A 4684-nucleotide genomic window follows, 5' to 3' on the forward strand; every position below is an offset into this window, starting at 1 on the left:
TTGGGCACGACTGAGACTGCTAGTGTAGGCTTTAGGCATGGCTCACGCAGGGCTAGAGATTTATGTAAACTTCAGCCTACACTGTGTGAGCTTTTTTACCCCTTGGAACCCTTTTCATACATCCTCTAAGTTGAGCAATCTCATCTTCAAGACCGCCGCCAGAGTCAATAAAATATAGCTGTTCTGGATTCATCTCTAATATTTTCTCAGGAGAAAGAGTGACATATCCTTGAAATTCGCTTTGCCCCTCTAGCTCAGCGGTTAGATTCTGAACATTAAACTTTGCTAGAAAGTCTCCAGCCCAGCTTCCCTTGTTGGGGGACAACAGGGGCTCTCGACTGGCTAAGACGATGGCCGTATGTCCACCATTAGTCGCTTGGGCAAGGCAGGCGTCATAGCGTTTGACCAAAGATGTAGGATCAACGGAAAGATTGTTGCCTTCTGTCCACGAAAGAGCGCCCAATAGGCTAAAATCGCCCTGTCCTGGCGTAAACTGATATTCAGCCTTTGCTTCCACACCATAGGTCTCTACATCGTCAATATTGACATTTTGAAACACCAGTAGAGGATGCCCCCTGGCAAATTCTGTATCCACCAGCTGGTTGTCAATAAAATCGTTATATCGGTTGTAGAAACCTGCCAGGCTAAAGTTAAACTGGGAGAAATTACCTCGCATCCCCACTTCAAAACTGTTGCTAGTTTCTGCTTCTAGATCAGGGTTGGGTTCGGTACGATAGCCAAAGATTTGATTGGTAAATCCGCTGTTGATCTCGTCATACTGGGGGGCTCGAAAACCACGCGCATAGCGACCGTAGAAGCTCAGCTGAGGCGTTGGCTGGTAGACCAGCGCTAGTTTAGGTGAGAAAGAGCTATCGCTAAAGTCTGTTGCTGTGGATCCATTACGAGCGAAGTCTTCATCAATGGAAATATTGAGATCGTAATAGTCGTAGCGTAGCTGTACATCGCCACCAAAGACCTGATCGACAAGCGCGTAGTGTTCATCTCAGGGATTATAAATGTATGGACAGTACGGATAGGAAATGTAGGCGTGCGCCGTAGTCCCTGTTTAGCCCTATGGAGTGGCTTTAACGGCTACGGCTGGGCGGCTGGGTGGGTGAGGAGGCTGCCAAGGGGCAAATCTGTGGACCGATGGGGGTATCTAAAATGGCGACATCCACATCAAAGACCTGGTTCACAATGTCGGGGGTGAGGGTGTCGAGGACAGCACCCATGGCCCAAAGTTTCCCTTCACGCATAAAGGCCAGTCGGTCGCTGTAGCGGGCGGCCAGATTGATGTCATGGAGAACGGTCACAATCGCTAGCTGTGTTTGCTGATTGAGCTGTTTAAGTAGCTCTAGAAGCTGTAGCTGATAGTGAATGTCGAGATAGGTGGTGGGTTCATCTAGTAGCAGCACCTGGGGCTGTTGAGCCAGGGCCAATGCCAGAAAGGCGCGCTGTCGCTGGCCACCGGACAGGGCCGATACGGGCTCATGGCGATACGGGTCCATATCGGTCCAGAGTAGGGCCTGTTCGATCTGCTGATGGTCATGGGTACTGAGGTCCCACTGCCACCAGGGTTGGTGTGGGGAGCGGCCCAGGCTGACCAGCTGATAAACGCTGACCCCGGTGGGCAAAACCTGCTGCTGGGGTAGCAAAGCTAACTTGCGAGCTACTGCTGTCGGCGACAAACTGTGGATGTCCTGACCGTTGAGTAAAACGGTGCCTTGCTGTAGCGGCAAGATGCGGCCAAACAGACGTAGCAACGTAGATTTTCCTGACCCGTTGGCGCCCAGAATGCTTAGCCATTCTCCCTGGTGTAGGGATAGGGTCACCTGGTCAACAATGGTCTTGTCACCGTAGCCGCCTTGCAGATCGCTTGCTTCTAAAACCATGGCTAACCTCTCGTGATTGAGCCACTACGGCGATAGAGCAGCCACATAAAAACGGGTGCTCCCATGATAGAGGTAACAATGCCGACGGGCAGCTCGATTGGTCCCAACCGGGCTAGTAAGTCGGCAAAGCAAAGCACTAGGGCACCGCCAAGGGCTGAGAATGGCAGCACTAGCCGGTAGTCGTTACCGACCAATAGTCTGACACCGTGGGGGACGAGCAGGCTAAACCCAACTAGACCGGCAATGCTGACGGCTCCAGCGGTGAGCAGGGTGGCGACTGCGCCGATTAGAAGTCGCGATCGCACCAAAGAACTGCCCAAACCCACCGCCAAATCATCCCCTAGATTTTACAAATTTACCTGACGGGCCAGCAAACAGCCCAACACTAGAGCGATGACAACGCTGGGTCCCACTATCGTCACCTCTTCCCAGCCGCGACCATTCAGACTGCCCGTTAACCAGGTAAGCGCCGCCTGCACCTGGCCATCGGGAGACAGCAACAGCAGCATCGTCTGCACCGCCGCAAACAACGTACTGGCCGCCACCCCTCCCAGGATCAAACGCTCCACCGATATCTCACCCTTGGTCCTAGCCAGGGCAAACAAAATCACCATGGCAATCACAGCTCCCAGCCAGGCCCCCAGCGGCAGCCAAATATCCCAAATTTTAAGTCCCACAATCAGCACCGCTGCTAAGCCAGCTCCGGATGAAATGCCCAGCAAAACTGATGAGAATAAATGTCAAGTAACTATAATCACAAAATACACTGAGCTTTTTTGTAGAGGATGCTGATAATGCAGGTTTTACCTAACTTATAGCGAGTTTTGGTGATCTATCGTCACTGAAAGTCTAATAAAAAAGCTAACTGAGCAGGCACATTTCTAAACTTTTCAATTCTATTTAAAAAGAATCTTTCTCAATAAATTGATTGCATGTATACTCGTTTGGAGACAAGTCTAGTTGACTTTGATTATCAATTGGACGGGAATTCGCCAAGGGGGCTACAGCTCGCAGCCCCCACTTTCTTTCACGTTGACCAAGGGAGTCGTTATGGCCAAAGTAGGTTTGTTTTATGGGTCTACCACGGGTAAAACCGCTGACGCTGCGGAGCAAGTGCAAGCAGCGTTGGGGGGTGATTCAGTGGTGGATCTGATTGAGATTGAAGCGGCAGATGCTCTAGCTGGCTATGAGTATTTGATCATTGCCTGCCCCACCTGGAATATTGGTGATCTTCAGGATGATTGGGAGGCTGTGTTTGATGATCTCGATGATGTTGACTTTAGTGGTAAAACTGTCGCGTATATGGGGACAGGTGACCAGGTCGGCTATGCCGATAACTTCATGGATGCCATGGGGAAGCTAGAAGAGAAGATTGCTGGTCTGGGTGGTAAAACCGTTGGCTATTGGTCTGCAGATGGCTATGACCATGAGGCTTCCCTGGCGCTCCGCGATGGCAACAAGTTTTGCGGTCTGGCTTTAGATGATGATAACGAGTCTGAAAAAACTGAAGATCGCATCAAGACTTGGACTGCTCAAATTAAGCAAGAAATGTCGCTCTAAGCTATCTGATTCTCCTCTCTCTAGATAGCTTTTTCTCTTGATGGAGCCGATGGTTGATTTTTTGGCAATATCCAGAACACCGGATTGTTAGCCATGCTGCCAAGTGACCGGATTGTCAACTGTTATAGTTGTAGCTTTCACCATCGGCTTTAACAGCAGTGCCTAACGATTTCTCAGTTATAGATTCCTCATCGCTATGCTTAGTGCAGTAGTCGTTCTCAATCCCGACTATGTCCAGGCTTATAATAATTTGGGCACCGTTTTTGCTGATTTAGAACAGTTTGACGATGCGATCGCAGCCTATAATCAAGCCCTTGAGATTGATCCCAATTTTCAAGCCGCTCAGGATAATCTGGCGTTGATAGAAGCTGCGATCGCAGCAGAGGAGAGTACTCCTACAGAATAGATGGCCGACAGCAAACATCTCTAACGCCGCTGGTTTCGACTCCGCTCAACCAGCTAATTTTGAAAGTGCGAGGGCTGAGCGGAGTCGTTCGCGGAGCGTTTCCTATGGAAATAGCCCGCATAGATAGTTTTATCCAGTCACGTATTATTGATCAGAAACGATTTCGACAATGATTTTACTGTCGGATTTATCATCCTTTGAAGCCGTTGGTTTAGGGGGCGCTAAGTTAATGCGGCTCCAAAGCATAAACACAGTACCAAAGACCAAGATCGGTAGACTAGGCAGCATCGTCATTCTCCTGATGAGGCATTGAGTACAGTGGGGTACCGCTGAGCTACGGAGACTTATTCAGGACTATCCTGCACCAGATCGGTAATGCAGCTTTAACCCACGCTGGGTTCGAAACCCACCGCTAACCGAAGGGTGTCCACTGGAAGGGACACGAGAACCGGAGTTGTTTTTTAGGTTTCGCTTCCACAAGCGTCAACTATCCTGCAACCGATCCATGACCGATCACTAGTATCTCCCAGCCAAATTGTCCCTTTGAGCGGACAACCCTCAGCTAGCGCTGGCGTTTCAACCCAGCGCGGACTGCAGCTACACAGCCGATCTGAATGCAAGATGTGAGCTTAGTAGACAGCCCTCAATTAGCCCCAGGTCTATGTCTTAATCCACCCTCACTCGTTTAGTCAAAATCGCCATCATTTCATTCGGTCGCCCGGTGGGTAGCGGTTTGCTCCAGTCGTTGGGTTCGGCGTAGTTGAGCTTATGCAGCAGGGCGATGGTGTTACGGATGGCGATGAGGCTGCCGAGCAGGGTATGGTTG

The 4684-nt window shown here is 50.3% G+C and carries 4 protein-coding genes and 2 pseudogenes; 2 read left to right on the plus strand and 4 right to left on the minus strand.

The genetic code is table 11. The annotated features are described in order from the left end of the window. Window positions 1-76 precede the first annotated feature (76 nt). The 3 genes and pseudogenes from IQ260_RS31285 to IQ260_RS27920 form a co-directional block, all read right to left on the minus strand. Window positions 77-946 (minus strand): annotated as a pseudogene (locus IQ260_RS31285) (TonB-dependent receptor domain-containing protein); the annotation flags it as partial. Between the two features lie 139 nt (window positions 947-1085). Next, on the minus strand, window positions 1086-1892 hold the full coding sequence (locus tag IQ260_RS27915) for an ABC transporter ATP-binding protein (RefSeq protein ID WP_193996341.1): 807 nt from the start codon (window positions 1890-1892) through the stop codon (window positions 1086-1088). A gap of 2 nt (window positions 1893-1894) precedes the next feature. Continuing rightward, a pseudogene (locus IQ260_RS27920) lies at window positions 1895-2617 on the minus strand (FecCD family ABC transporter permease); the annotation flags it as partial. Window positions 2618-2942: 325 nt separating this feature from the next. On the opposite strand from IQ260_RS27920, the gene fldA reads away from it, so the two are divergent. After that, window positions 2943-3452 (plus strand): flavodoxin FldA, encoded by a 510-nt coding sequence (fldA, locus tag IQ260_RS27925; protein WP_193996342.1) that lies wholly within the window; start codon window positions 2943-2945, stop codon window positions 3450-3452. Between the two features lie 196 nt (window positions 3453-3648). Further along, window positions 3649-3858: a tetratricopeptide repeat protein gene (locus tag IQ260_RS27930; RefSeq protein WP_193996343.1), complete on the plus strand. Its 210-nt coding sequence runs from the start codon at window positions 3649-3651 to the stop codon at window positions 3856-3858. 144 nt (window positions 3859-4002) lie between these two features. Here IQ260_RS27930 and IQ260_RS27935 read toward each other — a convergent pair whose 3' ends face one another. After that, the gene (locus IQ260_RS27935; RefSeq protein WP_193996344.1) at window positions 4003-4146 is read right to left on the minus strand and encodes a hypothetical protein; all 144 of its coding nucleotides are present in this window, start codon (window positions 4144-4146) and stop codon (window positions 4003-4005) included. Window positions 4147-4684: the final 538 nt, after the last annotated feature.

Origin of the sequence: Leptolyngbya cf. ectocarpi LEGE 11479, assembly GCF_015207065.1 — a bacterium.
In the GTDB taxonomy this organism is placed as follows: domain Bacteria; phylum Cyanobacteriota; class Cyanobacteriia; order Phormidesmidales; family Phormidesmidaceae; genus Leptothoe; species Leptothoe ectocarpi.

Bases quoted from the DNA above. Each gene is read 5' to 3' on its own strand.
- IQ260_RS27930 (WP_193996343.1), top strand. From the start codon at position 3,649: ATGCTTAGTGCAGTAGTCGTTCTCAATCCCGACTATGTCCAGGCTTAT.
- IQ260_RS27935 (WP_193996344.1), bottom strand. From the start codon at position 4,146: ATGCTGCCTAGTCTACCGATCTTGGTCTTTGGTACTGTGTTTATGCTT.
- IQ260_RS27915 (WP_193996341.1), bottom strand. From the start codon at position 1,892: ATGGTTTTAGAAGCAAGCGATCTGCAAGGCGGCTACGGTGACAAGACC.
- fldA (WP_193996342.1), top strand. From the start codon at position 2,943: ATGGCCAAAGTAGGTTTGTTTTATGGGTCTACCACGGGTAAAACCGCT.